Source organism: Cellulomonas sp. URHB0016, assembly GCF_054057935.1.
On sequence record NZ_JBSRZU010000001.1, the window covers coordinates 2781271 to 2806720 of the forward strand.

Consider the following 25450-nt stretch of genomic DNA (forward strand, 5'->3'; position numbering starts at 1 on the left):
CACGGTGCCCCCGGTCGTGGCTAGCGTTCGACGGGTGACCCAGAACTCGGAACCCATCGCCATCCGCGAGCGCACGGTCGACGGCTTCACGCGCGAGTTCCTGCGTGAGCTGAACTTCGGCCAGGGCGTCGACCTGTCCCGCGCCTCCGTGAACGACCAGTACCTCGCCCTCGCGAGGACCGTGCGGCACTACCTCATGGTCCGCTGGCTGGAGACGCTGCGGCACCAGTACGAGCTGCAGGCGAAGTCGGTCGCCTACCTGTCGGCCGAGTTCCTGCTCGGCAGGCAGCTCGACAACGCGCTGCTGGCGTCCGGGCTGCAGGACGTGGTGGAGGAAGGGCTCGGCAACCTCGGCATCGACCTCGCCACGCTGCGCGACGCCGAGGTGGAGCCGGGGCTGGGCAACGGCGGGCTCGGGCGGCTCGCGGCGTGCTTCGTGGACTCCCTGGCCACCATGAACGTGCCGTGCATCGGGTACGGCATCCGCTACGAGTACGGCATCTTCCGGCAGACGTTCGTCGACGGCTGGCAGGTGGAGAAGCCCGACAACTGGCTGGCCCTCGGGTCGCCGTGGGAGTTCCCGCACCCGGAGGCGGCCGTCACCGTCAGCTTCGGCGGGCACACCGAGACGTACGACGACGAGGGCGTCGAGCGCACCCGGTGGGTGCCGGGCTGGAGCGTGCTCGGCGTCCCCTACAACTACATGGTCCCGGGGTTCGAGAACGGCCGCGTCAACACCCTGCGGCTGTGGAGCGCGCAGGCCACGCGCGCGTTCGACCTCGAGATCTTCAACGCCGGCGACTACGCCGAGGCAGTCCGGGCGCAGACGTTCGCGGAGAACATCTCGAAGGTCCTCTACCCCGAGGACTCGACGCCGCAGGGCAAGGAGCTGCGCCTGCAGCAGCAGTACTTCTTCGTCGCGTGCTCCCTGCACAACTTCCTCGAGGAGGTGCTGCCCGACGGCTTCGACCTGCACACGCTGCCGGACCGCATCATCTTCCAGCTCAACGACACCCACCCCGTCATCGCGATCCCGGAGCTCATGCGGATCCTCGTCGACGAGCGCGGCTGGGACTGGGACGACGCGTGGGCCACCGTGCAGCAGGTGTTCGCGTACACGTGCCACACGCTGCTGCCGGAGGCGCTCGAGGTGTGGTCGGCGGACCTGCTCGGCCGGCTGCTGCCCCGGCACCTGGAGATCATCTACCGCATCAACGAGGAGTTCCTCGAGGGCGTGCGGGAGCGGTACCCGGACGACGAGCTGCGGGTCCGGCGGATGTCGATCATCGCGGAGCACCCGGAGCGGTCGGTGCGGATGGCGTTCCTCGCGACGGTCGCGGGCACCAAGGTCAACGGGGTCGCGGCTCTGCACTCGCAGCTGCTGCGCGACAAGGTGCTGGCCGACTTCTCCGACTACTTCCCGGAGAAGTTCACCAACGTGACGAACGGCGTCACGCCCCGCCGGTTCGTCCGGCTCGCCAACCCCGGCCTGTCGGGGCTGATCACCGGGGCGATCGGCGACGGCTGGGTCACCGACCTGGAACGGCTCCGGGAGCTCGAGCCGCTCGCGGAGGACGCGGAGTTCCGGCGGCTGTTCCGCGAGATCAAGACGAACAACAAGCACCGCCTCGTGGGAGTGCTGCGGGAGCGGGACGGCATCGAGCTCGACCCGGACACGATGCTCGACGTCATGGTCAAGCGCCTGCACGAGTACAAGCGCCAGACGCTCAAGCTCCTGCACGTGGTGTCGCTGTACGAGCGCATCACGTCGGGGGAGCTCGACGTCGACAAGGTCACGCCGCGGACGTTCGCCTTCGGCGCGAAGGCGGCGCCCGGCTACCGGATGGCGAAGCAGACCATCGGGCTCATCAACGCGGTCGGCCGGACCATCAACTCCGACCCGGCGATCAAGGGCCGCCTGAGCATCGCGTTCCCCGCCAACTACAACGTGACGCTCGCGGAGACCCTCATCCCGGCGGCCGACCTGTCCGAGCAGATCTCGCTCGCCGGCAAGGAGGCGTCCGGCACGGGCAACATGAAGTTCGCGCTCAACGGTGCCCTCACCATCGGTACCGACGACGGCGCGAACGTCGAGATCCGCCAGCTCGTCGGCGACGACAACTTCTTCCTGTTCGGGCTCACCGAGCCCGAGGTGACGGAGGTCGTCGACGCGGGCTACCACCCGACGGCCTACTACGAGTCGAACAAGACGCTGCGGCACGCCCTGGACCTCATCGCGTCGGGGAGGTTCTCCGGCGGGGACCGGCAGGCGTTCGAGCCGATCGTCGCCAACCTGCTCCAGGAGGACCGGTTCCTGGTGCTCGCCGACTTCCAGGCCTACCTCGACGCGCAGGACCGGGTCGACGCCGCGTACGCCGACACCGAGGCGTGGACCCGCTCCGCGGTGCTCAACGTGGCCCGGTCGGGGTTCTTCTCCTCCGACCGCAGCATGCGCGACTACATCGACCGCATCTGGGGCACCCACCCCGTCGACCCGAACGCCTGAGCGTCGCGACCTGCGGCCCGGCCCCCGCGGTGGGGCCGGGCCGCAGGCGCGCTCGTTACCCTTGTCCGGTGACCCCGCCCAAGAAGTCCCAGGAGATGAAGCCGTCCACGGCGGCCGCCAAGCTCGACGTGTACCTGCCGGCGACCCCTGAGGAGTTCCAGCAGGGCACCGTGACGCGGGACGATCTCGCCGAGCTGCAGCGCAACCCCCCGCAGTGGCTGGTGGACCTGCGCCGGGACGGGCCGCACCCGCGCAACGTGGTCGCCGGGCGCCTGCGCGTGTCGATCAGCGGCCTCGCCCGGGCCGGCGTCACGGAGCCGCTCACCACCGAGCAGATCGCCGACCTCGTCGCCGACCCGCCCGAGTGGCTGGTCCGCGAGCGGGCCACCGCCGAGGAGGTCCGTCGCGAGGAGCGCATCCAGCGCTCGAAGGAGGCGGACCGCCGCGCCGAGGCCGAGCGGGCCTGACCTGGCAGGCGGGCAGGCGGCCGTGACCGTCCGACGGCCGGCCGGTGCCGCCCTCAGTCCGTCGCGTCGTGCCAGTCGGACAGCGGCTCCCCGCGGAACAGCCGCCCGAGCCGTCCGTCGTCCACCGCGCACGCGCGCCCGGCGACCGCGGCGACCACGATCGCGAACGACAGGGCGAACAGCCACCCGATGTACGCGAACGTCAGACCCAGCACGCCGTACTGCCGAGCGCCCGCCTCGAGCGCCAGCGGCAGGTAGACGTTGCCGACGGCATCGAGGACCGCGAGCGCGATCGCAGACACGAGGCCGCCGCCCACGAGCGTCCGGGCGGGCACCCGATGCTGAAGAAGCACCCACGGGACGAAGGTCCAGACGGCGCTCCACACCACCACCTCGACCGCGAGCTGCGCGAGCTGCGACCAGGTCGCCCCGGCGGTGACCTGCCGGGTGATCCGGAGGACGGCGACCGCGACCACCACGGCGCCGACGGTGGCGAGCCACCGCCACGCGGTCCGCAGGCCCGGACGCCCGACGTCCCAGATCTTCGCGTACATGCGCTCCAGCGCCCGCGAGTAGGCGGTCGCCGTGATGAGGGCGACGAGCACGCCGAGCAGGCCGATGCTGCTGGCGACGGCCGCATCGGGGGGCACGCTCGTCGCCAGCTCGTCCCGGGTGGACTGCGGCAGGCCGATCGCGTCCGCGAGCGCGACGCCGGGACCCCGGTGGGACGGGCCGAACGCGGCGGTGACGATGAGCACCGGGACGATCGACGTGAACGCCTGCGCGGCGAGCGTCATGGCCCGGTCGAACGGCTCGATCCGCACGAACCCGGCCAGGAACGTGGTCCCGAGCCGCCACGCGGCCGTGCCCCGGAGCCGTCCGGCGAGCTCGGCGGCCAGGCGGCGGGCGCGCGTCGGCTCGGCGTCCTCTGGACGCGGCCTCGTCGGCTCGACGGGTTCGGCAGTGTCCGGTGGCGTGGTCACCGGCCGCGGCGCGGCTTGCGGGCACCGCGGGCCGGGCTCGCGCCCTTGCCCGTGGCACGCTTCGCGCCCGACGAAGGACCCTGACCTCTCGTCGACCCGCCGCGCTGCGACGACGCCGGCTTCTTCGTCGGCTTCGTCTTCGGGTCCGGAGCCGGCGGGGCGCCCCGCCCGCGCGACGACCCGGCGGTCCGGCCACGCACGATCCCGATGAACTCCTCGGTGAGCTCGTCCTCCGCGTCGACGAGCCACGCCAGCCCGATCTGCGACCCCGGGGCGTCCACGACGGGCCGGGCCGTGAGCCCGCGACGCTGGTGCAGGCGCGCGACCGACTGGGGGAGCAGCAGCACGCCGACCCCCGCGGCGACGAGGTCGACGGCGTCGGTGGTGGTCGGTACCGCACCGCCGGCGAACGGGGTGCCGGGCGCGTCCGTCCAGCCGACGAGGTCGTCGTCCGGGCGGATCACCGTCTCGTCGGCCAGGTCGTCGGGCGTGACCTGGTCGGCCACCGAGAACAGGTGGTCCTTGGGCACCATCACGACGGTCGCCTCGGTGTAGAGGGGGACCACGTGCAGGCCGTCGCGGCCGACGGGGAGCCGGACGAGGGCGACGTCCGTGCGGCCCTCCCGCAGGGCGGCGACCGCCTCGGGCGGGTCCGCGTGCAGCAGGCGGACCGGGACGTCCGGCAGCCGCTCCTCCCAGACCCGCAGCCACCGGTCCGGGTTCACCCCGGGGACGATGAGCACCCGGAACCCGCCGGAGGCGTCCGGCGCGGCCGTCGCGCCGTCGCCGCCGGGCTGGTCGCCCATCCGGTCCGTCGTCCGGTCCGCCGTCGCGTCCGTGGTCCCGTCCGTCGCCCGGTCCGTCGTCGCGTCCGCTGTCCCGTCCGTCGTCGCGTCCTCGCTCATCGGACCCTCTCCATCACCACGTCGCGCACCTCGTGGCCCAGGTCGAGTCCCCGCTGCTCGAACTTGGTCACGGGCCGGTGCGCGGGCCGAGGCGCGAAGCCGTCGGCGGTGTTCGCCAGGCCGGGGTCGGCCGTGAGCACCTCGAGCATCTGGGCGGCGTACGGGACCCAGTCGGTCGCGCAGTGCAGCGTGCCGCCGACCCGCAGGCGGCTCCGCAGGAGAGCGACGTGCGCGGGCTGCACGAGCCGCCGCTTGTGGTGCCGGGCCTTCGGCCACGGGTCCGGGAAGAACACGTGCACCGCGTCGAGCGACCCCTCGGGCAGCGCGCGGCGGGCCAGGTCCAGCGCGTCGCCGTGCCCGACCCGGACGTTCGACAGGCCGTGCTCCTCGACGAGGCCGAGCAGGTGTGCGACGCCCGGCAGGTGCGCCTCCAGCGCCAGGTAGTCCCGGTCGGGGTCGGCCGCAGCCATCGCCGCCGTCGTCTCGCCCATCCCCGACCCGATCTCGAGCACGAGGGGCGCCTCCCGGCCGAACAGGGCGCGCACGTCGAGCATCCCGTCCGGCGTCCGGGGCATCGAGCCGTCCGCGTCGTGCACCGAGATCCCGTACCGCGGCCACAGCCGGGCCAGCGCGTCCTCACGGCCCGGGCCCAGCGGGGCGCGGCGCGGGTGGAACGTGCGCAGCGGCTCGTGCGGGCGCGACGCCACGTGCCGGAAGGCGTCGGAGGGCAGGGTCACAGCGGTCAGCCTACGGAGGTCACCGGTCCCGCCCGGCCACGGCCGCGCGGCGGCGGTGGTGGTCACGGTCGTGCGGCGGCGGGCAGGGTCGTGCGGCGGCCGGAGGTCAGCCCTGTGCCATCGCCTGCCCGACGTCGGGCCCCATCAGCGCGAACACCTCGCCGAACGGGCCCTGCACCAGCGCCATCCGCCCGTAGGGCGTGTCCGTCGGCGGGCTCACCACCGTCCCGCCGAGCTGCGCAGCCCGCGCGACCGCGTCGTCCGCGTCGTCGACCCCGAAGTACAGCGTCCACGCCGACGGCGCGTCCGGACCTGCCTGGCTGCCGTACTGGCCGACCCCGGCGACCGTCTGGCCGTCCACGGCGACCGTCGCGTACGTGAAGCCGGGGCCCGACATGTCGTCGACGCCCCAGCCGTACACCTGCCGGTAGAACGCCAGCGCCACCGCGTGGTCGTGCGTCATCACCTCGGACCAGACCACGGAGCCGGGCTCGTCGACCGCGTCCCACCCGGTGTGCGTGGCCGACTGCCACGCACCGAACACCGCTCCCGTCGGGTCCACGTAGATCCCCATGACACCCATGTCGAGGATCGGCATCGCCCCCACGAGCGCCTGTCCGCCCGCCTCGGTCACCGCAGCGGTCGTCGCGTGGACGTCGTCGGTCCGCGTCGCCAGGTACACGCACCACGCCGCCGCCGGCGCGGGGTCCTCGCCCATGGGCTCCGCCAGACCCGCGACCCGGCGCCCGACGAGCGTCGCCTGCACGTAGCCGCCCGTCGCCGGGCCGCCGACCTCGAACTCCCAGCCGAGCAGCGGCCCGTAGAACGCCTGCGCCCGGTCGACGTCGGGGACGGTGATGTCCGCCCACGCGGGTGTGCCCGGCGGGAAGGCGGCGCGGTGCGTGGACATGACGGCCTCCTTGCCACCGGTGACCTGCGGACGGCCCCATCACACACCCGCGCCGGGGGCACGGGCCACTGGTGGCCGACCGTCGTGCGGTGCCACGCTGCAGCGATGGAGGAGTGGATCCCGCTGCTGCAGACGCTGGTGTGGCCCGTGGTCCTCGTCGGGCTCGTGATCGCGTTCCGGGGGCAGCTGCGGCAGGTCGTCGAGGCGGTGCGCGCACGCATCGCCGAGGGGGCCGACGTGGAGGTCAGCGCCGCGGGGTTCTCCGCCCGGATCGAGCAGCAGCACGGCGAGCTGCCGGCCGTCGCACCCGAGAAGCCGGGGCCGCAGGCGCCGCCCGCGCCGCAGGGTCCCTCCGACGAGCCTGGTGAGCCCCACGGCTGGCCGTCGGGGGACCGCGAGGCGCTGCTGGAGGGCACCCGCCGCGTGTTCCTCGCGCACGTCATCACGCCGTCCACCGCGCCGGGGCAGAAGTTCGAGGTGTACGTGTACCTCGTCGGCCACCAGCGGGGTCGGCACGGTCTCCCGGAGGACCTGTCCGACGTCGTGCGGGCCGAGTTCGACCTCGGCGCGAAGTGGGGGCGGGTGTTCGACGTGCCGATCCGCCCCGGTGCGCAGATCGGCATGCGCACCCACGCCTACGGCCCCGCGGTGTGCCTGTGCCGCGTGACGTTCGGCGACGGTCACCGGGCGGTGCTGGACCGGCGGCTGGACTTCGAGATGGGGGGCGTGTTCGACCCGGCGCCCTGACGTCCGGCCGGCGCGCGTGCCCACCGGCCCTGTGCTACCCACGTGTGCATGGGTGAGGAGCGGACGGGAGCGCGGGAGCGCCACGAGCCGGTGCTCGCCGTGCTGCCGGACGGGGCCGCCGAGCAGGCGCAGGAGACTGGCGGCGAGAGCGCACTCACCGTCGTCGTCGCCTTCGGTGCCAACCTGCTGATCGCCGTCGCGAAGACCGCGGCCGCGGTGATGACGGGCGCGGCGTCGATGCTCGCGGAGGCGGCGCACTCCTGGGCGGACACCGGCAACGAGGTGTTCCTGCTGGTCGCCCAGCGCAAGGCCGCGCGCCCCGCCGACCGGTCCCATCCGTTCGGGTACGGCCGCGAGGTGTACGTGTGGTCGCTGTTCGCGGCGATCGGGCTGTTCGCGATCGGTGCCGGGGTCTCGATCACGCACGGGGTCCAGGAGCTCGTGCACCCGGAACCGGCGACCGACTTCGGGATCGCGTACGCGGTGCTGGCGGTGTCGTTCGTCCTGGAGGGCGCGTCGTTCGTCCAGGCGTCCCGGCAGGCCAAGGGGTCCGCGGCCCGACGCGAGCAGGACGTCCTGGCGCACATCCTGGCCACCTCCGACCCCACCGTGCGGGCCGTGTTCTTCGAGGACGCCGCGGCGCTCGTCGGCATCGTCATCGCCGCCGTCGGCATCGGGCTGCACCAGGCGACCGGGTCCGCGGTGCCGGACGCGATCGGGTCGATCCTCGTGGGGGTCCTCCTCGGTGTCGTCGCCGTGGTGCTCATCGACCGCAACCGGCGGTTCCTCGTCGGGCAGGCCGCCGACGAGCCGCTGCGGCGGGCGGCGATCGCCGCACTGGTCGACCAACCGGAGATCGCCCGCGTCACGCAGCTGCACCTGCAGTACATGGGCGCTCAGCAGCTCTTCCTCATCGGGGCCGTGGACCTGGCGGGCGACCCCGGCGAGAGCGAGGCGTCGCACCTCCTGGCCACGCTCGAGCGGCGCATCTCGGCCCAGCCCGGCATCGTCGCCGCGGTGCTGTCGCTGTCCGAGCCGCAGGAGCCGTCGCTCGACCCGGCCGGGGACGTCTGACCCGGTTCATCACCCGCGGGTGAGGTGCGGCCGAGCACCGAGCGGCCACGCTGGAGCGGTCCCGACGAAGGAGGACCATGGCCGAGCCGACGGCGGGACCCGCCGACGAGCCGACCGCGGCGCCGGTCACGGGTCCCGCGGCGCCGGGCGCGGAGATGGGCGCGGGAATGGGCGCGGGGATCGACGCGGAGGCGGACGCGCGGGTGGACGCGTGGGTCGACGCGGAGGCGACGCCGTTCCGCGTGCCCGTGGGCCAGCTCCTGCGGCTCACCGTCCCGGCGCTCCTGGTCGGCGTCGGCTGCGCGCTCACCCTCGTCGCCCTCAGCGAGCTCGCCGCGCTGGTCGAGCGGTGGCTGTGGGGTCCGCTGGCCGACGCGGTCGGCGTCGACCCCGGCTCCGGGTGGTGGATCGTCGCAGTCCTCACCGCGACCGGTCTGGCCGTCGGCCTCGTCGTCCGGTACTCCCCGGGGCACGCCGGCCCCGACCCCGCGACGACCGAGCTCGTGTCGACGCCGCTCGGTATGCGCGTGCTGCCCGGGCTGGCGGTCGCGCTCGTGCTGACGCTCGCCGGCGGCGTGAGCCTCGGCCCGGAGAACCCGATCATGGCGATCAACGCGGCCCTCGTCGTCGCGGGGGGCGCCCGGTTCCTGCCCCGCGTCGGCGTGCCGGTGTGGCTCTCGGTGTCGACGGCGGGGACCATCGGGGCGATGTTCGGCACGCCCGTCGCGGCGGCGCTCATGTTCTCCGAGCTGAACCCCGGCGACCGTCGGGTCCCCCTGTGGGACCGCCTGTTCGCCCCGCTGGTCGCGGCCACGGCGGGCGCCCTGACGGCTGCCCAGCTCGCCGACCTGAGCCTCTCGGTGGACCTGCCGGCGTACGACGCGCACGGCGTCCGCGACCTCGGGGTGGCGGTCGTCGTCGGGCTCGGCGCCGCCGCGCTGGGCGTCGCCGCCGCCTCCGTGTTCGACCCGATGCACCGGCTGTTCCACCGGATCGGGCACCCCGTGCTGCTGCTCACCGTCGGCGGCCTGCTCCTGGGGCTGCTGGGCGTGGTCGGCGGCCCGATCACCCTGTTCAAGGGGCTCGACCAGATGCGGGAGCTCCCCGAGCGGGTCGGCACCACCACGGCCCTCGGGTTCCTCGCCCTCGCGCTCGTCAAGCTGCTCGCGATGCTCGTCGCGAGCTCGACGGCCTTCCGCGGCGGGCGCATCTTCCCGGTGGCGCTCGTCGGGGTGGCGCTCGGCTTCGCCGTCAGCACCGCGTGGCCGTCGGTCTCACCGGCCCTCGCCGTCGGAGCCGCGACCGCCGGGATCCTCGTCGCGGTGACCCGCAGCGGGTGGCTCAGCATCTTCATGGCGATCGCGATCGTCACCGACCTGACGCTCCTGCCGGCCCTCATTGCCGCGACGCTCGCGGCGTGGCTGCTGGTCACCAACCGTCCCCGAGCTGATCGCGAAGGACGCGGACGCCGGGCGGGCAGCCAGCCGTACCGGTGCCGTCAGCCCGCTGCCGGCTCCGGACGGTCCGCCGGCGTCCGGTCCGACGCCGGGCCCGACGCCGGGCTGAGCCGCGCGTCGAGGAACCGCAGCACCTCGTCGATGTAGCGCTCCCGGGCGGGCGACCGTGACAGTGCCAGGTCGTGGGCACCGCCGGGGATCTCGACGAACGTCACGTCGGGCCCCAGCAGCGGCGCCCGGGCGGCCATCTGCGCGACGTCGAGCACGGAGTCGGTGCTGACCAGCCCGTCGTGGAACCGGTCGTCAGGGCCGGAGGCGTCCGACGCGAGCACCAGGACCGGCACGTCGACGGCGAGCCCCCGGCCGACGCGCGCCTGCCCGCGCCGGACGGTCCGGATGAACCCGGCCCGGACGGGGAACCCCTCGTGCGGCTTCCAGGTGAGGTCGTACGCCCACTCGCCGCCGGTGTCGGCGTGGAGGGCACGGCCGTAGTGGGGGGCGAGGTGCGCGACGACGAGGTTCGGGGCGACCCGCCCGGCCACGTCGAGCACGGGCGTGAGGACCTGCCGCTCGAACCAGGAACCGCGCAGGTCCAGCCACGGGCTGTTCAGCACGAGCGCGTCGATCAGCCCGAGGCCCCGCCGCGCGTCCGCCCAGAGCGCCGCGAGCAGCCCGCCGGTCGAGTGGCCGAGCAGCACGAGCTCGTCGTGGTCCTCGCGGACGATCCGGACGGCGGCGTCGATCTCCTCGGTGTACGTCGCGAGGTCGGTCGTGTCGTTGGGCGGCCTGCCGTCGCGGATGGAGCGGCCGTAGTCGCGCAGGTCGAGGCCGTACAGGTCGTAGCCGCGCGCGGCGAGCGCCTCGCCGACGTGGGCGTGGAAGAAGTAGTCGACGAACCCGTGCACGTAGAGCACGGCGCGGCGCGACGGTGTGCCCGTGGTCCGGTGGACGAGGGTCGCGACCGGGGAGTCGCCGCGGGTGTCCGGGCGGAGGGGGATCGTCCGGGCGGTCCAGCCGGGACCGAGCACGTCCGTGACGTCGTCGACCATGCGCGCGATCCTGCCACGGCGACGTGGGGACGGCTGGAGGAACGACGCACCGGCTCGGGTGCGTCGGCGCGGCGGGCAGGATGGAGCGATGCTCACCACCCGACGCGCCCGGCGCGCCCGGCACGACCTGGTCTCGGCCTCGCTCGCCGCCCGCGACGACGCCGAGCTGGCGGGACTCCTGCACGCCGCACCTGCCGGCGCCGTGGGCGTGGGGGGCGCCTCGTCGGTGCTCGACGTCGACGGGGTGCCCGTGTTCGCCAAGAGGATCCCGATCACCGACCGGGAGCTCGCGCACCCGCACAGCACGGCGAACCTGTTCGGGCTGCCGACCTCCTGCCAGTACGGCATGCACCGCCTCGCCGGCCCGGGCTTCGGTGCGTGGCGCGAGCTGGCCGCCAACGTCACCGTCACCGAGGGGGTCCTGGGCGGTGAGACGGAGTCGTTCGCCCTGCTGCACCACTGGCGGGTGCTCCCCGGTCGTCCACCGGTCGCGGCCGAGCACGACGACGTCGAGGCGGTGGTCGCGCAGTTCGGGGGCGACCCCGCGGTCCGGGCACGGTTCGAGGAGCTGGCCGGTGCCGCCTCCAGCCTCGTGCTGTTCTCCGAGCACGTCGCCGACCCGCTGCTCACGCGGTTGGACGACCCGGTCGGCGGCGCCGAGACGCTCGAGCGGCAGCTCTTCGAGGTCGTCGGGTTCCTGCGCAGCCGCCAGCTGCTGCACATGGACGGGCACTTCGCCAACCTGCGTGCCGACCACGACCGGATCTACCTCGTCGACTTCGGGCTGGCCACGTCGCCACGCTTCGAGCTGTCCGACGCCGAGCGCGACTTCGTCGCGCGGAACGTCGACCACGACGCCGACTATGCGGCGATGCGCCTGGTGAACTGGCTGGTCACCACGGTGTGCGGGGTGCCGATGCCGCCCACCGGTGGCCCTGTCGCACGCAACGCGTACGTGCGGCGATGCGCGAGCGGGGACATCCCGCCCGACGTTCCCGCGGCCGTGGCCGGTGTCCTCGCCCGGCACGCCGCTGCTGCGGCCCGGATGAACGACTTCTGCTGGCGCCTGGTCGACGGCGACATCCACGCCCAGTACTCCGCTCCGGTCGACGAGTCGCGGGCGGGCTAGCCGCCGCCGGGCGCGGAGATCCTGCGGCGTCGTGCCAGGCCGACGGCGGGGCGCGCGGGCAGGCGGCCGGCCTCGGGTGTCAGGGACGGCGCGTCAGGCCACGGACGTGATCGGGGTGGGCGTGCGCATCGGGCGTGCGGCGACGTGCCCCTGGCCGGCGACGTCCACGCCGACGCTCGTGATGCGCGGGGAGCCGTCGGTCCCGACGACGACCGTCGAGACCGACGCGTTCGGCAGCGGCACGAGACCGACGTCGTCGACCGTCGCGAGGTAGGCACCGAGCGCCAGGCCGTGCCCGACGACGAGGACGTCCCCGTCCTGCTGCTCCGCGATCCGGGCGAACACCTCCCGCGTCCGCCCCATGAACTCGGCGGCGGGCTCGCCGCCCGGCAGACCGGGGTGACGGCCGGCGAGCACCTCGGTGACGAGGTCGGGCCAGGCGACGACCGCGTCGAGGACGCTCTCGGGTCGCTGGTCGTAGACGCCGAAGTCGAGCTCGAGCAGCCCAGGATCGGTGCGGAGCCGTACCTCGGGGTGGTGGCGGAGCAGCTCCCGGGCGGTGGCCACGGCGCGCCCGGAGGGGGAGCACCAGGCGGCCGTGAACGGTGTGGCGGCCAGGTGTCGCGCGGTCTGGCGGACGCCGGCGCGACCGTCGCGGGTGAGCGGTGAGTCGCACCGTCCCTGCAGGATGCGGCGGACGTTGAACTGGGTGCGGCCGTGGCGGACGAGCGTCATCGTGAGGGTCATCGGTGCCCTGCTCTCTCTCGCTGGGAGCGACGACGCTAGGGACGCCGTGTGTCGAACAGAAGGCGCGCGCGTGTCGGGGCGGCAACGTTTCCCGGTCCGCTCGTGCGGGTGGCGTGCGAAGTTGAGCGGAATAGACTCAAGTTCGGTCGTCGTTGGGACGTGCAGAACCATCCACCCCCACTCAGGAGGTCATGTGGACGCCAAGTTCACCACCCGCTCGCAGGAGGCCCTGGGGGACGCCGTCCAGCAGGCGTCCGCAGCCGGCAACCCGCAGCTCGAGCCCGCGCACGTGCTCAACGCGCTGCTCCAGCAGCAGGGCGGCGTCGCGAACGCGCTCCTCGACGCAGTCGGTGCCGACCGTGCCGCGCTCGGCCGGTCCGTCCGGTCCACGCTCGTCGGCCTCCCCTCGTCGTCCGGCAGCACCGTCGCGCAGCCCGTCGCGTCGCGTGCGACGGCCGCCGCCCTGGAGGCCGCGTCGTCCGAGGCCCGTGCCCTGGGCGACGACTACGTGTCCACCGAGCACCTGCTGCTCGGCCTCGCCACGGGCCAGTCCGGGGTCGCCGACGCCCTCCGCGCCGCGGGTGCGTCGCGCGATGCCCTGTCCGCCGCGCTGCCGGCCGTCCGCGGGAACACCCGGGTGACGAGCCCGAACCCCGAGGGCACGTTCAAGGCGCTCGAGCAGTACGGCATGGACCTCACGCAGCGCGCCCGCGACGGCAAGCTCGACCCGGTGATCGGCCGCGACGCCGAGATCCGGCGGGTGATCCAGGTGCTGTCCCGGCGCACCAAGAACAACCCCGTGCTCATCGGCGAGCCCGGCGTCGGCAAGACGGCCGTCGTCGAAGGCCTCGCCCAGCGGATCGTCGCCGGCGACGTCCCGGAGTCCCTGCGGGGCAAGCGGCTCGTCGCGCTCGACCTGCCGGCGATGGTCGCGGGCGCCAAGTACCGCGGCGAGTTCGAGGAGCGCCTCAAGGCCGTGCTCGCCGAGATCACCGGCGCCGAGGGCGAGGTCGTCACGTTCATCGACGAGCTGCACACCGTCGTCGGCGCGGGCGGCGGCGCCGAGGGCGCCATGGACGCCGGCAACATGCTCAAGCCGATGCTGGCCCGCGGCGAGCTGCGCCTCGTCGGCGCCACCACGCTCGACGAGTACCGCGAGCGCATCGAGAAGGACCCCGCGCTCGAGCGCCGGTTCCAGCAGGTGTTCGTCGGGGAGCCGACCGTCGAGGACACCGTCGCGATCCTGCGCGGGCTCAAGGAGCGGTACGAGGCGCACCACAAGGTGACGATCGCCGACTCCGCACTCGTCGCCGCCGCGACCCTCTCCGACCGGTACATCACCGGCCGGCAGCTGCCTGACAAGGCCATCGACCTGGTCGACGAGGCCGCGTCCCGGCTGCGCATGGAGCTCGACTCGTCGCCGATCGAGATCGACGCCCTGCGCCGCGCCGTCACACGCCTGGAGATGGAGGAGGTCGTCCTCTCCGAGTCCGACGACCCCGGGTCCCGCGAGCGTCTGGAGCGCCTCCGCAAGGACCTGGCCGACCGCCGCGAGGAGCTCTCGTCGCTCACGGCCCGGTGGGAGAAGGAGAAGGCCGGCCACAACCTCGTCGGCGACCTCAAGGCCCGCCTCGACCAGCTGCGCTCCGACGCCGAGCGGCTCCTGCGCGAGGGTGACCTGTCCGCCGCCGCGCGCATCCAGTACGGCGAGATCCCGGCGCTCCAGCAGCAGATCGCCGACGCCGAGGCGTCCGAGGAGTCCGACGAGGACACAGCCCCGCAGGGGCCCCCGATGATCGCCGAGAAGGTCGGGCCCGACGAGGTCGCCGAGGTCGTCGCGCAGTGGACGGGGATCCCGGCCGGCCGCCTGCTCGAGGGCGAGACCGCCAAGCTCCTGCGCATGGAGGAGGTCATCGGTGCCCGGCTGATCGGCCAGTCCCGTGCCGTGACTGCGGTGTCCGACGCGGTCCGTCGCGCCCGCGCCGGCATCTCCGACCCCGACCGCCCCACCGGCTCGTTCCTGTTCCTCGGGCCCACCGGCGTCGGCAAGACCGAGCTCGCCAAGGCGCTCGCGGACTTCCTGTTCGACGACGAGCGCGCCATGGTCCGCATCGACATGTCCGAGTACTCGGAGAAGCACTCCGTGGCCCGTCTCGTCGGTGCCCCTCCGGGGTACGTCGGGTACGAGGAGGGCGGCCAGCTCACCGAGGCGGTGCGGCGGCGGCCGTACTCCGTGGTGCTGCTCGACGAGGTCGAGAAGGCCCACCCCGAGGTGTTCGACGTGCTGCTGCAGGTGCTCGACGACGGCCGGCTCACCGACGGTCAGGGGCGGACGGTCGACTTCCGGAACGTCATCCTCGTGCTCACGTCGAACCTCGGCTCCCAGTACCTCGTCGACCCGATCCTGTCCGACGAGGCGAAGCGCGACGCCGTGATGGCTGCCGTCCGTTCGTCGTTCAAGCCGGAGTTCCTCAACCGCCTCGACGACGTGGTGATCTTCGACCCGCTGTCGCTCGAGGAGATCGGGCAGATCGTCGACCTGCAGGTGGACGCCCTCGGGCCGGCGGCTCGCCGACCGGCGGCTCACCCTCGACGTGTCGCCGGCCGCGCGCGAGTGGCTCGCCCTCGAGGGCTACGACCCGGCCTACGGCGCGCGGCCGTTGCGGCGCCTCGTGCAGCGGGAGATCGGCGACCGGCTGGCGCGCGGCGTGCTGTCCGGGGACGTCAAGGACGGCCAGACGGTGGTCGTCGACCGCGAGGGCGACACCCTGACGGTCTCCTCCCACGCCACGGCCCCGGCCCACGCCTGAGGGCGGACGGGCGCCCGAGGCCGGACGGGCGCCTGAGACCGGACGGGCGCCTGACGCCGGACGGGCCCTGACGCCGGACGAGCGCCTGATGCCGGACGAGCGCGTGAGGCCGGACAGCGTCTGATGCCGACCTGCGGCCGGGGGCCCGCCGCGGGATCCTGGACCGTGGCTGACGACCGACCAGGCGCCCAGCGGTGGGTGCCCCCTGACGCCGACGTGGACACCCTCGCCGACGCGGCGCCCGCATGCCCGCGGCTGCGAGCTGTGGGCACCCGCCACGCAGGTCGTGTTCTCGTCCGGCCCCGGCGACGCCGCGATGGTGCTGGTGGGCGAGCAGCCCGGCGACCGCGAGGACCGCGCGGGCGAGCCCTTCGTCGGGCCGGCCGGCCGCGTGCTCGACGAGGCCCTCGACGCGGCGGGCGTGGACCGGGACGCCGTCTACCTGACCAACGCCGTGAAGCACTTCCGGTTCGAGCAGCGCGGCCCGCGACGGCTGCACAAGACCCCGACGGTGGCCCACATCCGGGCGTGCCTGCCGTGGCTGGCGGCGGAGCTGTCGGCCGTGCACCCGCACGTCGTGGTCGCACTCGGCGCCACGGCCGCCCGGGCGGTGCTCGGGCGGGACGTGACGATCTCCGCGGTGCGGGGCCAGGTCCTGGAGCCCGACGGCGACGTCGCGGTGCGGACCGTCGTCACCGCGCACCCGTCCTCGATCCTCCGGCTGCGCGACTCCGCGGACCGTGCGGCGGCGCTGACCGCCCTGACCGGCGACCTCCGGACTGCCTGGTCGGCCGCTCGGCGCTGACGTGCGGGCCGGCTCAGGGGGCTGTGACCGTCGCCGATCCGTCGAGGAACGAGCCGGAGACCTGACCGTCGTCGAGCACCGCCAGGCACAGACCCTGCCGGTCGCCGCGCCGCCAGCCGCTCTCGGTCGGCGCCCACGAGACCGCGCGAACCCCCTCGGCCACCTCGTCCGCGTCGAGCACGCACGCGCGGGCCACCCGCGCGTCGGCCGCGTCCTGGCCGGGCCAGACGGCGTCGGAGGCGAACTCGTAGTCCGTGACGACCTGGGCGGCGTGCGGCTCTGCGCAGGGCACCACCCGGACTGACTCGACGGACTCGCCGGACGGCAGGGCGTCCAGGCAGCTTCCCGTGACGAGCTGCGCGACGTGGGCGGTGCGCGCCTCGGCGACGTCGGCCGGCAGGGGCCGCTGCTGGGACGCGGTCAGGACGGCCACGGTGACGCCGGCGGCGAGCGCGACGGTGCCGACCACCCCGAGCACCACGCCGGCGATCGCGAGGCCCCGGCCCCGCGTGCCTCGGACGGCGGTGCGACGCAGGGCCACGATGCCGAGGACGAGGGCCACCGGGCCGAGGAGCACCACGCCGGCCACGAGCGAGAGCACCGCGGTGGGCTCGAGGGCGGCGGGTGCGGGCTGCCACCCGGCCGCGTAGTGCGGCTCGGGGTAGCCGGTGGGTCCGGCGGTCGGCGGTGGCGTGCTCAGGACGCCGTCACCTGCCCGTCGACGTTCAGGTCGCCGGCCGCGATCGAGCCCGTGAGGTTCTCGCCGTCGGACACGAACACGCACCACGCCGCGTCACCGCCGGGCTGGGCGAAGTCGTCGGGGTGGGGGGTGTAGACGTCCGCGAAGCCGTCGACGTCGAGCAGGCCCGGTGCGGCGTCCTCGATCTGCGTGTAGCAGCGGTCCACGGCGGCGCCGTACTCCTCGTCGTCCGGGTCGCTGGTGACGGGTACGTCGAGGGGCACGGTGCCGACGACCTCCGTGTCGTGGGCGACCGCGCACTCGACGACCACGGCGTCGCTCATGTCCGGCTCCGACGGGTAGGCCTCGATGCAGGTCCCGGCCGCGAGGTCCGTCCGGAGCGAGAAGTAGGAGTCCTCGACGGTGCCGTCGTCGAACGTCCCGCCGGTCTCGCCTGCGTACTCCTCGTCCCAGGCGTCCCGGAACTCGCTGTCGGTCTGGTACATGTGGAGCAACCAGAGGCCGATGGCGACGAAGGCCACCAGCGCGAGCGTGCCGATCGCCCCGATCACCACCCCGGCGACGGCGACGCCACGCCCCCCGGCACCGGTGCGCTTGATCCGGCGGAGCGCCGCGATGCCGAGCCCGAGGCCGACGGGGCACGGCACGCCCACGAAGACGGCCAGGCCTGCGATGCTCGTCACGAGCGACGCGACCGCGAGACCGTCCGTGGTGGGCGACGGCGCCGCTCCGTACGGGTGCGGGGCCCCGGGATGTCCGGGGTAGCCGTGCGCGGACCCGTAACCCGGCCCTGCGGGGTTGTACGGGGCCGCCGGCGACCCGTACGGCGTGGACGCGCCGTACGACGGCCCGGGCCCGTACGCGGGGGCGGACCCCGGCGGTACGGGCGTGGACCCGTAGGTCGGCGTGGATCCGTAGGCCGGTGCGGACCCGTAGGTCGGTGCGGACCCGTAGGCCGGTGCGGACCCGTAGGTCGGCGTGGACCCGTAAGGCGGTGCGGGCACGGAACCGTAGGGCGCTGACGGCGCCGCTCCGTAGGGCGGTGCGGGCGTGGACCCGTAGGGCGGGACCGGGCTCGCACCGGAGGCCGGGTCCGGGCTCGGGCCGGCCTCTGCGCGGTCGTCGGGTGCGGCGTACGGGTTGGGCTCCGGGGTGGGACCCCCGGACGTGTTGCTCATGGCGGCAACCTAGCGGAACGTCCGGTCGTCGAGCCGGTCCGGTCCGGCATCTCACCCGACCGACCGGTCATGCGGGATGATGCGGATCGGCCAGCTCGAGGACGACCGGCACGTGGTCGGACGGCGCCTTGCCCTTGCGCTCGTTGCGCTCCACCGTCACCCCGGAGACCCGGGACGCGAGCGCCGGCGAGGCGTAGGTGAGGTCGATGCGCATGCCCTCGTTCCGGGGGAAGCGCAGCTGCTGGTAGTCCCAGTACGTGTAGGTGTGCTCGGCGGGCAGGTGGACGCGGGAGACCTCGGTGTACCCGGCACCGGCGAGCGCGGCGAACGCCTCCCGCTCGGCAGGGGTGACGTGGGTGCGTCCGGCGAAGTGCGCCATGTCCCACACGTCGGTGTCCACGGGGGCGATGTTCCAGTCGCCGACGAGCGCGACCTGCGCCTGCGGGTCGGCGTCGAGCCAGCCCCGGGCGGCGTCCCGCAGCCGTGCGAGCCAGTCGAGCTTGTAGGCGTAGTGCGGGTCGTCGACCTCACGGCCGTTCGGCACGTAGAGGCTCCAGACCCGGACGCCCCCGCACGTCGCGCCGATCGCCCGGGCCTCGGCCGCAGCCGGGTCGCCCCACGTCGGCATCCCGGGGAAGCCGGTCTCCACGTCCTCGATGCCGACCCGGGACACGATCGCGACACCGTTCCACTGGCTGAACCCGCTGGTCGCCACCTGGTAACCGAGGGCCTCGAACGCCTCACGCGGGAACTGCTCGTCCTTGCACTTGGTTTCCTGCAGCGCAAGGACGTCGACGCCGGTGCGCTCGAGGAAGGCGACGGCCCGGTCAGTGCGGGCACGGATCGAGTTGATGTTCCAGGTCGCGAGGCGCATGGACGTGGAGGGTACCGGCGCACGCCGACACGACCCGCACCGCACCGGGTACGCTCCGGCGAACAGCCAGACCGGTCTGCGGCCTTTGCCGCGTTCCGGACGAGAACCGAGGAGCTACGTGCCGCAGCGGAGCCGTGCCGCCCAGGTCGTCGCCGGGGCGGCCATGATGACAGTGCTCGTCGGTTGCCAGGGCCGAGCCCGTCCCGGAGCCCACCGGGGGCGTCAGCGGGCAGCCGGGCGACCCGCTCGTGGACGGCATCTTCACGGCGGACCCCTCGGGGCACGTGTGGGACGGGACGCTCTACGTGTACCCGTCGCACGACGTGCCGACGGACGTCCCGGCGGACGACGACGGCAGCCAGTACGACATGCGCGACTACCACGTCCTGTCCATGGACCGGTTCGGCGGTCCTGTCACGGACCACGGGGTCGCGCTCGACATCGCGGACGTGCCGTGGGCCCAGAAGCAGATGTGGGCGCCCGACGCCGCGCGCCGTGGCGACACCTACTACCTGTACTTCCCGGCGAGGACGCCCGACGGGGTGTTCCGCATCGGGGTCGCGACGTCGAAGGACCCTGCGGGCCCGTTCGTCGCCGAGCCTGAGCCGATCACCGGCGCCCCCAGCATCGACCCGGCGGTGTTCACGGACGCCGACGGCGCCTCGTACCTCTACACCGGCGGCCTGGCGGGTGGCCAGCTCCAGAGGTACGACGGCGACACCTACACCGGCCGCGACGAGTACCCGGCGGACGACGAGCCGGCGCTCGGCCCGCGCGTCGCCCGGCTCTCCGACGACATGCTGCAGCTCGCGGAGCCGACGCGTGAGGTCGTCCTGCTCGACGAGGACGGCTCCCGCCTGACGCAGGGTGACCCGCGCCGGTTCTTCGAGGCGTCCTGGATGTCGGCCTTCGGCGGCACGTACGTCTTCATGTACTCGACGGGGGACACGCACCGGCTCGCGTACGCGACGGGCAGCTCGCCGTACGGCCCGTTCACCTACCGGGGCACCGTGCTGGACCCCGTCGAGGGCTGGACCACGCACGGCTCGATCGTCGACTGGGACGGTGAGCACTACCTGCTCTACCACTCGGCGGCCCGGTCGGCCCGCGACAACCTCCGCGACGTGCGGATGGCCCGCCTCGAGCTCGGGCCGGACGGCAGCATCACCACGGTCACGCCGTAGCGACGGCTCGGGGGATACCCGTTCGGACGAACCGGACGAGTCGGGTGTTGAGGGCAACGTTCCCGTCCAGTACGGTCCGGCTCACACGGTGCGGGAACGACCCCGGTCCGGGCGCGTGAGAGAGGTGGACGTGAACGAGGACCTCAAGGGTCGCCGCGCGCTCGTGACCGGCGGCGCGTCGGGCATCGGGAGGGCTGTGGCCGTCGCCCTGGCCGGTGCCGGCGCCGACGTCGCGGTCACGTACCTCTCGCACGAGCCGACGACCGTGCTGGCCGAGATCGAGGAGGAGGGTCGGATCGCGGCCGCCTTCCAGCTCGACGCGCGACGCAGCTGGGACGTCGACAAGGCCGTGACCGACGCCGCGGCGGCACTCGGCGGCGGCATCGACATCCTGGTGAACAACGTCGGTGGCATCGTCGAGCGCCGCAGCGTGGCGGCCCTGGACGACGCGCACTGGCACCACGTCCTCGACCTCAACCTGTCGTCCGCGTTCTACGCGAGCCGCGCGGCGCTCACCGTGATGCCTGACGGAGGGCGCATCGTGACGGTCGGTGCCCAGGCGGCGCGCAGCGGCGGTGGGACCGGGATGGTGGCCTACACCACGGCGAAGGCCGGGGTCGAGGGCTTCACCCGCGCCCTGGCCCGCGAGCTCGGTTCCCGTCGCATCACCGTGAACGCGGTCGCTCCGGGGTTCGTCACGGCGACGCCGTTCCACACGCAGCACACGCCGGAGCCGGCGCAGAAGGGCGCGATCGCGGCGTCGGCGCTGAACCGGGCGGGGGTGCCCGACGACGTCGCGAGCGCCGTCCTGTACCTGGTCTCCGACGGTGCCGCGTTCATCACCGGGACCGTGCTCGACGTGAACGGCGGCGCCTGGTTCTCCTGACGTCTCGAGTGCGCTCGACACGTCACGGTCGCTGTCCGGGCACGTGCCAGGAGAGGGCTCCGGCAGGTCGGCGCGTCAGGCCCGCTCGACCGCAGGCCAGCCGCGGACGGCGGCCCACGCCCACGACGCCGCGTCGTGGGCGCGGGGGAGCGGTTCCTGGTCGAGCCACGCGACCAGCACCCCGATGACGGACCCGGCGAAGGCGGCGGCGGCGACCTCCGGCGGGAGCTCGGCGAGGGCGGCGGGCGTGCCGTGCATGCGCAGCCCTTCGAGCGAGATCTGGCCGATGCGCCGGCGCAGACGGGTGACGGCGACGGGTGAACCGTGCTCGCCGAGGGCACTGCGGTAGAGCTCCGCGTGCTCGGCGACGTGCTCCGCGTAGCGGACGAGCACCTCCGGAGGCGCCGCGCCCGCGTCCGGGTGGATGCTGGACAGGTCGGCGCCGGCGGCGGCTGCGCGGGCGTCGAGGGCGTCGGCGAGCAGCGTGTCGGTGTCGGGATAGTGCTGGTAGAAGGTGCTCCGGTTCACGGTGGCGCGGTCGGCGACGTCGGCGACCGCGATCTCGTCGAGCGGCCGCTCCCGCGCGAGGGCGAGCAACGCGTCCTGCAGGAGGGTGCGCGTGCGCTGGACCCGCGGGTCGAGGCGGGCGTCGTCCTGGGGCACCGGGCCATGATGGCACGCGAGTTCTCCAACAGTTGTCGTATAACCTGCATCCGTCGACAACCCCGATCGGAAAGACCACCATGGCTGAGCTCCTGTACCGCCTGGGCCGTGCCTCGGCCCGCCACGCACGCCTCGTCGTGACCGCGTGGTTCGCCGTCCTCGTCGCGGTCGGCGTCGCGTTCGCCGTCGGCGGCGGCACGCTCGCCAGCAGCTTCTCGATCCCCGACACCCCGACGGCCGAGGTCACGGACACGCTCGCGTCCGAGCTCCCCGAGGCGGCCGGCGGCTCCGGCACCATCGTGTTCTCCACGACGGACGGCGAGCCGTTCACCGCGGAGCAGCAGGCCGCGATCTCGGAGCAGATCGCCGGGGTGTCCGACATCCCGGGCGTCGACGGGGTCATCGACCCGTTCGCCACGCAGGCGCAGCTCGACGAGCAGGGCCAGCAGGTCCAGGACGGGCGCGCGCAGATCGAGCAGGGCCGCGGCCAGCTCGAGGCGGGCCAGACGCAGCTGGACGCGGGCAAGGAGCAGCTCGAGGCCGGCCAGGCGCAGCTGGACGCGGGCAAGGCGCAGCTCGACGCCGCGCGGGCGCAGGCCGAGTCCGCGGGTGCAGGTGCAGGCGCTCAGCTGGACGCGCAGCAGGCACAGCTGGACGCGCAGCAGGCCCAGCTCGACGCCCAGCGGGCCGCCGTCGAGGCGCAGCAGGCCTCGATCGACGCGGGAAAGGCGGACCTCGACGCGAAGGAGCCGCAGCTCGAGGCCGGCGCCGCGCTGCTCGACATGGCCGCCGAGATCCGCCTGGTCTCGCAGGACGGCAGCGCCGCGGTCGCACCCGTGACGTTCACCGACGCGGCCATGAACCTCCCCCAGGAGACGAAGGACGCCCTGATGGCGGACTTCGAGCCGATCGACGGTGTCGAGACCGACTTCTCCGCCGAGATCGCGGGCGGCGTGCCCGAGCTCCTCGGGCCCGGTGAGGTCATCGGCGTGCTCGTCGCCGGCGTGGTGCTCGTCATCATGCTGGGCACGTTCCTCGCGGCCGGCCTGCCGATCCTCACCGCCCTGGTCGGCGTGGCCATCGGCGCGCTCGGCGCGATGTCCCTGTCGGGCGTCGTCGAGATGGTGTCGGTCACCCCGATGCTCGGCGTCATGCTGGGCCTGGCCGTCGGCATCGACTACTCGCTGTTCATCATCAACCGGCACCGACGTCAGCTGAAGCAGGGCTACGACGTGCACGAGTCGATCGGCCTGGCGAACGGCACGTCCGGCAATGCCGTGGTGTTCGCGGGCGCGACCGTGCTCATCGCGCTCCTCGCGCTCAACATCACCGGCATCCCGTTCCTCGGGCTCATGGGCACCGTCGGCGCGTTCTGCGTGCTCGTCGCCGTGCTGATCGCGGTGACGATGACGCCCGCGCTGCTCGCGATGATCGGCAGGCGCGTGCTGAACCGCCGCGAGCGCGCGGCGGTGGTCCCGAGCACCGACGACGGCGTCCTGCCGGCGGCGGAGCCCACGAAGCCGCTGCGCCCCATGTCGACCCCCGGCGCCGTCCTGCGCGCGCTCGCGTGCGTCGGCGCGCTCGTCGTCGTCGCCCTCCCCGCGCTCGAGCTGCGCCTCGGCCTGCCCGACGGTGCGACCGAGCCGCACGAGTCGACCCAGTACCACGCGTACTCGACGATCGCCGAGCAGTTCGGCGAAGGCCAGAACGGGACGCTGCTGGTCGTCGCCTCGCTGCCCGAGGCCCCCGCCGCGGGCGAGGAGACGACGACGCAGGCCGAGATCGCCCGGCAGATCTTCGAGCAGGACGACGTGGAGGCCGTCGCCCCGTTCGGCACGTCGAAGGACGGCAGGACGATCGCGTTCCAGGTGGTCCCCGCTGAGGGCGCCACGAGCGAGTCCACCGAACAGCTCGTCAACACCCTGCGTGGCCTGACCCTCGGCGGCGGTGTCGAGATCGGCGTCGCCGGCCAGGCCAGCGGCAACATCGACGTCTCGGCGACGCTGGCCGACGCGCTGCCGACCTACCTGCTCGTCGTGGTCGGGCTGTCGATGGTGATCCTGGTGCTCGTGTTCCGGTCGATCTTCGTGCCGGTCGTCGCGACCCTCGGGTTCATCCTGTCGTTCTTCGCGGCACTCGGCGGGGTCGTCGCGATCTACCAGTGGGGCTGGCTCGGGGGCGTGTTCGGCGTCGCGACCCCCGGCCCCGTGCTGAACTTCCTGCCGACGATCCTGGTCGGCATCCTGTTCGGCCTCGCGATGGACTACCAGCTGTTCCTCGGCTCCGGCATGCGGGAGGCGTATGCCCACGGCGCACCCGCACGCATCGCCGTCGTGCAGGGTCTGCGGTCCGGCAAGTCCGTCGTCACGGCGGCCGCGATCATCATGATCGCCGTGTTCGGCGGGTTCGTGTTCTCGCACTCCGCGATGATCCGGCCCATCGGGTTCGCGCTCGCGTTCGGCGTGCTCGTCGACGCGTTCGTGGTCCGCATGGTCCTCATCCCCGCGCTGATGCACCTGGCGGGGGACCGGGCGTGGTGGCTGCCGCGCTGGCTCGACAGGCTCCTGCCGGACGTCGACGTCGAGGGTGCCGCCCTGGAGCGGCACCACCCGCACGAGCACGAGACCGCGGTCGGCGTCGAGCCGGCGGCCACCGTCTGACCGGCCGCCGTCGTCATCGGCGGCTGACCACCAGGTAGCGCTCGTCGTCCACGGGTCCGCCCCAGAGGTCCGGGTCGTCGAGCGCGGTCACGGTCGCCTCGTCGCGGTGCTTCCGGACGAGGGCCGCCACCTCGTCGGCGGCCAGCCCGCCGCCCGTCCACCACCGCCCCTCGACGAGCAGGAGCCGGCCGTCGGGAGCCAGCAGCCCGACCCAGCGGGCGAGTGCGGCATCGGGGTCCGGCATCGCCCACAGGACGTGCCGGACGAGCACCACGTCGAACGAGCCGTCCGGCCACGGAGGGTCCGCCGCGTCAGCGACCTGGAACTGCGCGCGGACGCCCACGGCCGCGGCCTTGGCGCTCGCCCGCTCGACCATCCGGGGTGCGAGGTCCACGCCGGCGACGTCGTGGCCGGCGGTGGCGAGGAGCACTGCGAGGCTGCCTGTGCCGCACCCCAGGTCGGCGATGCGCGCCGGCGGGGTGGGAACCAGCGGCAGGAGGAGCCGGCGCCAGGCCGCGCGCACCACGGGGTCGGTCAGGCCGTGGTCGGCGGCCTCATCGAAGGTCGCGGCCTGCCCGTCCCAGTACCCGGCGACGTCGCTCATCAGGCCCGGCCCGCGTCGTCCCCGGGCGGGCGCGGTGCCGTTGGCTGCGGGGCTGGCGAGGGCTGCCGGGGCGCGCGCTGCCGTCGTCGAAGGCGGCGACGCGTGGCGACCTGGTTGACCGTCAGGCCGCAGCCGACGCCGAGGACGAGGTACGCCCCCGACCGGATCGCGTCCGCCAGACCCCACCCGGTGACGTACCGCACCACGCCGAACGCGACGCCGACGAGGAGCACACCCGCTGCGACGAGCCACGCCTTGCGCCGCGACATCAGGTTCCGCGTCAGGAAGTCCTCCGCCGACGTCCCACGGTTCTTCGTCATGGTGACGTCCGGACGCAGGGGCCAGGGTCGCGCAGCGAGGAGTCAGCCTCGGGCA

General features: G+C 73.9%; 22 protein-coding genes and 1 pseudogene. 11 read left to right on the forward strand and 12 right to left on the reverse strand.

Features of this window, described 5'->3' with window-relative positions; genetic code table 11:
• The first annotated feature begins 34 nt into the window (after positions 1-34).
• Together ACVW07_RS12820 and ACVW07_RS12825 are read left to right on the forward strand one after the other, a co-directional pair.
• Complete coding sequence (locus tag ACVW07_RS12820) at positions 35-2506, forward strand: glycogen/starch/alpha-glucan phosphorylase (RefSeq protein ID WP_456819618.1); 2472 nt, start codon at positions 35-37, stop codon at positions 2504-2506.
• A 68-nt stretch (positions 2507-2574) separates the two neighbouring features.
• On the forward strand, positions 2575-2973 hold the full coding sequence (locus tag ACVW07_RS12825; RefSeq protein WP_456819619.1) for a DUF5997 family protein: 399 nt from the start codon (positions 2575-2577) through the stop codon (positions 2971-2973).
• Positions 2974-3026: 53 nt separating this feature from the next.
• Here the strand turns inward: ACVW07_RS12825 and ACVW07_RS12830 are convergent, their stop codons facing one another.
• The 4 genes from ACVW07_RS12830 to ACVW07_RS12845 form a co-directional block, all read right to left on the reverse strand.
• Entirely contained in the window at positions 3027-3956 is a 930-nt protein-coding gene (locus tag ACVW07_RS12830) for a YhjD/YihY/BrkB family envelope integrity protein (RefSeq protein ID WP_456819620.1), read from the reverse strand.
• Complete coding sequence (locus ACVW07_RS12835) at positions 3953-4861, reverse strand: LysR substrate-binding domain-containing protein (RefSeq protein ID WP_456819621.1); 909 nt, start codon at positions 4859-4861, stop codon at positions 3953-3955. Before ACVW07_RS12835 ends, ACVW07_RS12830 begins: the two co-directional genes overlap by 4 nt.
• Entirely contained in the window at positions 4858-5598 is a 741-nt protein-coding gene (gene trmB / locus ACVW07_RS12840) for a tRNA (guanosine(46)-N7)-methyltransferase TrmB (protein WP_456819622.1), read from the reverse strand. The genes ACVW07_RS12835 and trmB overlap by 4 nt, the downstream gene beginning before the upstream one ends.
• Positions 5599-5704: 106 nt before the next feature.
• The gene (locus tag ACVW07_RS12845) at positions 5705-6508 is read right to left on the reverse strand and encodes a VOC family protein (RefSeq protein ID WP_456819623.1); all 804 of its coding nucleotides are present in this window, start codon (positions 6506-6508) and stop codon (positions 5705-5707) included.
• Positions 6509-6613: 105 nt separating this feature from the next.
• On the opposite strand from ACVW07_RS12845, the gene ACVW07_RS12850 reads away from it, so the two are divergent.
• The 3 genes from ACVW07_RS12850 (at position 6614) to ACVW07_RS12860 (ending at position 9933) form a co-directional block, all read left to right on the forward strand.
• Positions 6614-7255, forward strand: coding sequence for a hypothetical protein (locus tag ACVW07_RS12850; protein ID WP_456819624.1), 642 nt, complete (start codon positions 6614-6616; stop codon positions 7253-7255).
• Positions 7256-7303: 48 nt separating this feature from the next.
• Positions 7304-8329, forward strand: a complete 1026-nt coding sequence (locus tag ACVW07_RS12855; RefSeq protein ID WP_456819625.1) for a cation diffusion facilitator family transporter — start codon at positions 7304-7306, stop codon at positions 8327-8329.
• Positions 8330-8406: 77 nt separating this feature from the next.
• Entirely contained in the window at positions 8407-9933 is a 1527-nt protein-coding gene (locus ACVW07_RS12860) for an ion channel protein (protein ID WP_456819626.1), read from the forward strand.
• On the opposite strand, the gene ACVW07_RS12865 is transcribed toward ACVW07_RS12860, so the two are convergent.
• A complete protein-coding gene (locus ACVW07_RS12865; protein WP_456819627.1) occupies positions 9828-10835 on the reverse strand; it encodes an alpha/beta hydrolase in 1008 nt (335 codons plus the stop codon). The two genes, ACVW07_RS12860 and ACVW07_RS12865, sit on opposite strands and share 106 nt — an antisense overlap.
• Positions 10836-10923: 88 nt before the next feature.
• Here ACVW07_RS12865 and ACVW07_RS12870 point away from each other — a divergent pair, with 88 nt between their 5' ends.
• Positions 10924-11964: a serine/threonine protein phosphatase gene (locus tag ACVW07_RS12870; RefSeq protein ID WP_456819628.1), complete on the forward strand. Its 1041-nt coding sequence runs from the start codon at positions 10924-10926 to the stop codon at positions 11962-11964.
• Positions 11965-12057: 93 nt separating this feature from the next.
• Here ACVW07_RS12870 and ACVW07_RS12875 read toward each other — a convergent pair whose 3' ends face one another.
• Positions 12058-12711 (reverse strand): histidine phosphatase family protein, encoded by a 654-nt coding sequence (locus tag ACVW07_RS12875; RefSeq protein ID WP_456819629.1) that lies wholly within the window; start codon positions 12709-12711, stop codon positions 12058-12060.
• Between the two features lie 193 nt (positions 12712-12904).
• Between ACVW07_RS12875 and clpB the strand changes: the two are divergent.
• Both clpB and ACVW07_RS12885 read left to right on the forward strand, forming a co-directional pair.
• A pseudogene (clpB, locus tag ACVW07_RS12880) lies at positions 12905-15521 on the forward strand (ATP-dependent chaperone ClpB).
• Between the two features lie 286 nt (positions 15522-15807).
• On the forward strand, positions 15808-16326 hold the full coding sequence (locus tag ACVW07_RS12885; RefSeq protein ID WP_456819630.1) for a UdgX family uracil-DNA binding protein: 519 nt from the start codon (positions 15808-15810) through the stop codon (positions 16324-16326).
• A 13-nt stretch (positions 16327-16339) separates the two neighbouring features.
• On the opposite strand, the gene ACVW07_RS12890 is transcribed toward ACVW07_RS12885, so the two are convergent.
• The 3 genes from ACVW07_RS12890 to ACVW07_RS12900 all read right to left on the reverse strand — a co-directional run bounded on the left by ACVW07_RS12890 (position 16340) and on the right by ACVW07_RS12900 (position 19078).
• A complete protein-coding gene (locus ACVW07_RS12890; RefSeq protein WP_456819631.1) occupies positions 16340-16927 on the reverse strand; it encodes a DUF4190 domain-containing protein in 588 nt (195 codons plus the stop codon).
• A gap of 95 nt (positions 16928-17022) precedes the next feature.
• Positions 17023-18204, reverse strand: a complete 1182-nt coding sequence (locus ACVW07_RS12895; RefSeq protein ID WP_456819632.1) for a DUF4190 domain-containing protein — start codon at positions 18202-18204, stop codon at positions 17023-17025.
• A gap of 67 nt (positions 18205-18271) precedes the next feature.
• Entirely contained in the window at positions 18272-19078 is an 807-nt protein-coding gene (locus tag ACVW07_RS12900) for an exodeoxyribonuclease III (RefSeq protein WP_456819633.1), read from the reverse strand.
• A gap of 248 nt (positions 19079-19326) precedes the next feature.
• Between ACVW07_RS12900 and ACVW07_RS12905 the strand changes: the two genes are divergently transcribed.
• Positions 19327-20262 carry a glycoside hydrolase family 43 protein gene (locus tag ACVW07_RS12905; protein ID WP_456819634.1) on the forward strand — a complete coding sequence of 312 codons (936 nt, stop codon included), beginning with the start codon at positions 19327-19329 and terminating at the stop codon, positions 20260-20262.
• Positions 20263-20377: 115 nt separating this feature from the next.
• Positions 20378-21148, forward strand: a complete 771-nt coding sequence (locus tag ACVW07_RS12910) for an SDR family NAD(P)-dependent oxidoreductase (protein ID WP_456819635.1) — start codon at positions 20378-20380, stop codon at positions 21146-21148.
• A 75-nt stretch (positions 21149-21223) separates the two neighbouring features.
• Here the strand turns inward: ACVW07_RS12910 and ACVW07_RS12915 are convergent, their stop codons facing one another.
• Complete coding sequence (locus ACVW07_RS12915) at positions 21224-21811, reverse strand: TetR-like C-terminal domain-containing protein (protein WP_456819636.1); 588 nt, start codon at positions 21809-21811, stop codon at positions 21224-21226.
• An 80-nt stretch (positions 21812-21891) separates the two neighbouring features.
• Between ACVW07_RS12915 and ACVW07_RS12920 the strand changes: the two genes are divergently transcribed.
• A complete protein-coding gene (locus tag ACVW07_RS12920; RefSeq protein ID WP_456819637.1) occupies positions 21892-24471 on the forward strand; it encodes an MMPL family transporter in 2580 nt (859 codons plus the stop codon).
• A 13-nt stretch (positions 24472-24484) separates the two neighbouring features.
• Here ACVW07_RS12920 and ACVW07_RS12925 read toward each other — a convergent pair whose 3' ends face one another.
• Complete coding sequence (locus ACVW07_RS12925; protein ID WP_456819638.1) at positions 24485-25075, reverse strand: class I SAM-dependent methyltransferase; 591 nt, start codon at positions 25073-25075, stop codon at positions 24485-24487.
• Complete coding sequence (locus ACVW07_RS12930) at positions 25075-25395, reverse strand: hypothetical protein (RefSeq protein WP_456819639.1); 321 nt, start codon at positions 25393-25395, stop codon at positions 25075-25077. The genes ACVW07_RS12925 and ACVW07_RS12930 overlap by 1 nt, the downstream gene beginning before the upstream one ends.
• Between the last annotated feature and the right edge of the window lie 55 nt (positions 25396-25450).

Bases quoted from the DNA above. Each gene is read 5' to 3' on its own strand.
- ACVW07_RS12835 (WP_456819621.1), bottom strand. From the start codon at position 4,861: ATGAGCGAGGACGCGACGACGGACGGGACAGCGGACGCGACGACGGAC.
- ACVW07_RS12845 (WP_456819623.1), bottom strand. From the start codon at position 6,508: ATGTCCACGCACCGCGCCGCCTTCCCGCCGGGCACACCCGCGTGGGCG.
- ACVW07_RS12850 (WP_456819624.1), top strand. From the start codon at position 6,614: ATGGAGGAGTGGATCCCGCTGCTGCAGACGCTGGTGTGGCCCGTGGTC.
- ACVW07_RS12855 (WP_456819625.1), top strand. From the start codon at position 7,304: ATGGGTGAGGAGCGGACGGGAGCGCGGGAGCGCCACGAGCCGGTGCTC.
- ACVW07_RS12860 (WP_456819626.1), top strand. From the start codon at position 8,407: ATGGCCGAGCCGACGGCGGGACCCGCCGACGAGCCGACCGCGGCGCCG.
- ACVW07_RS12865 (WP_456819627.1), bottom strand. From the start codon at position 10,835: ATGGTCGACGACGTCACGGACGTGCTCGGTCCCGGCTGGACCGCCCGG.
- ACVW07_RS12870 (WP_456819628.1), top strand. From the start codon at position 10,924: ATGCTCACCACCCGACGCGCCCGGCGCGCCCGGCACGACCTGGTCTCG.
- ACVW07_RS12875 (WP_456819629.1), bottom strand. From the start codon at position 12,711: ATGACCCTCACGATGACGCTCGTCCGCCACGGCCGCACCCAGTTCAAC.
- ACVW07_RS12895 (WP_456819632.1), bottom strand. From the start codon at position 18,204: ATGAGCAACACGTCCGGGGGTCCCACCCCGGAGCCCAACCCGTACGCC.
- ACVW07_RS12900 (WP_456819633.1), bottom strand. From the start codon at position 19,078: ATGCGCCTCGCGACCTGGAACATCAACTCGATCCGTGCCCGCACTGAC.
- ACVW07_RS12920 (WP_456819637.1), top strand. From the start codon at position 21,892: ATGGCTGAGCTCCTGTACCGCCTGGGCCGTGCCTCGGCCCGCCACGCA.
- ACVW07_RS12925 (WP_456819638.1), bottom strand. From the start codon at position 25,075: ATGAGCGACGTCGCCGGGTACTGGGACGGGCAGGCCGCGACCTTCGAT.
- ACVW07_RS12930 (WP_456819639.1), bottom strand. From the start codon at position 25,395: ATGACGAAGAACCGTGGGACGTCGGCGGAGGACTTCCTGACGCGGAAC.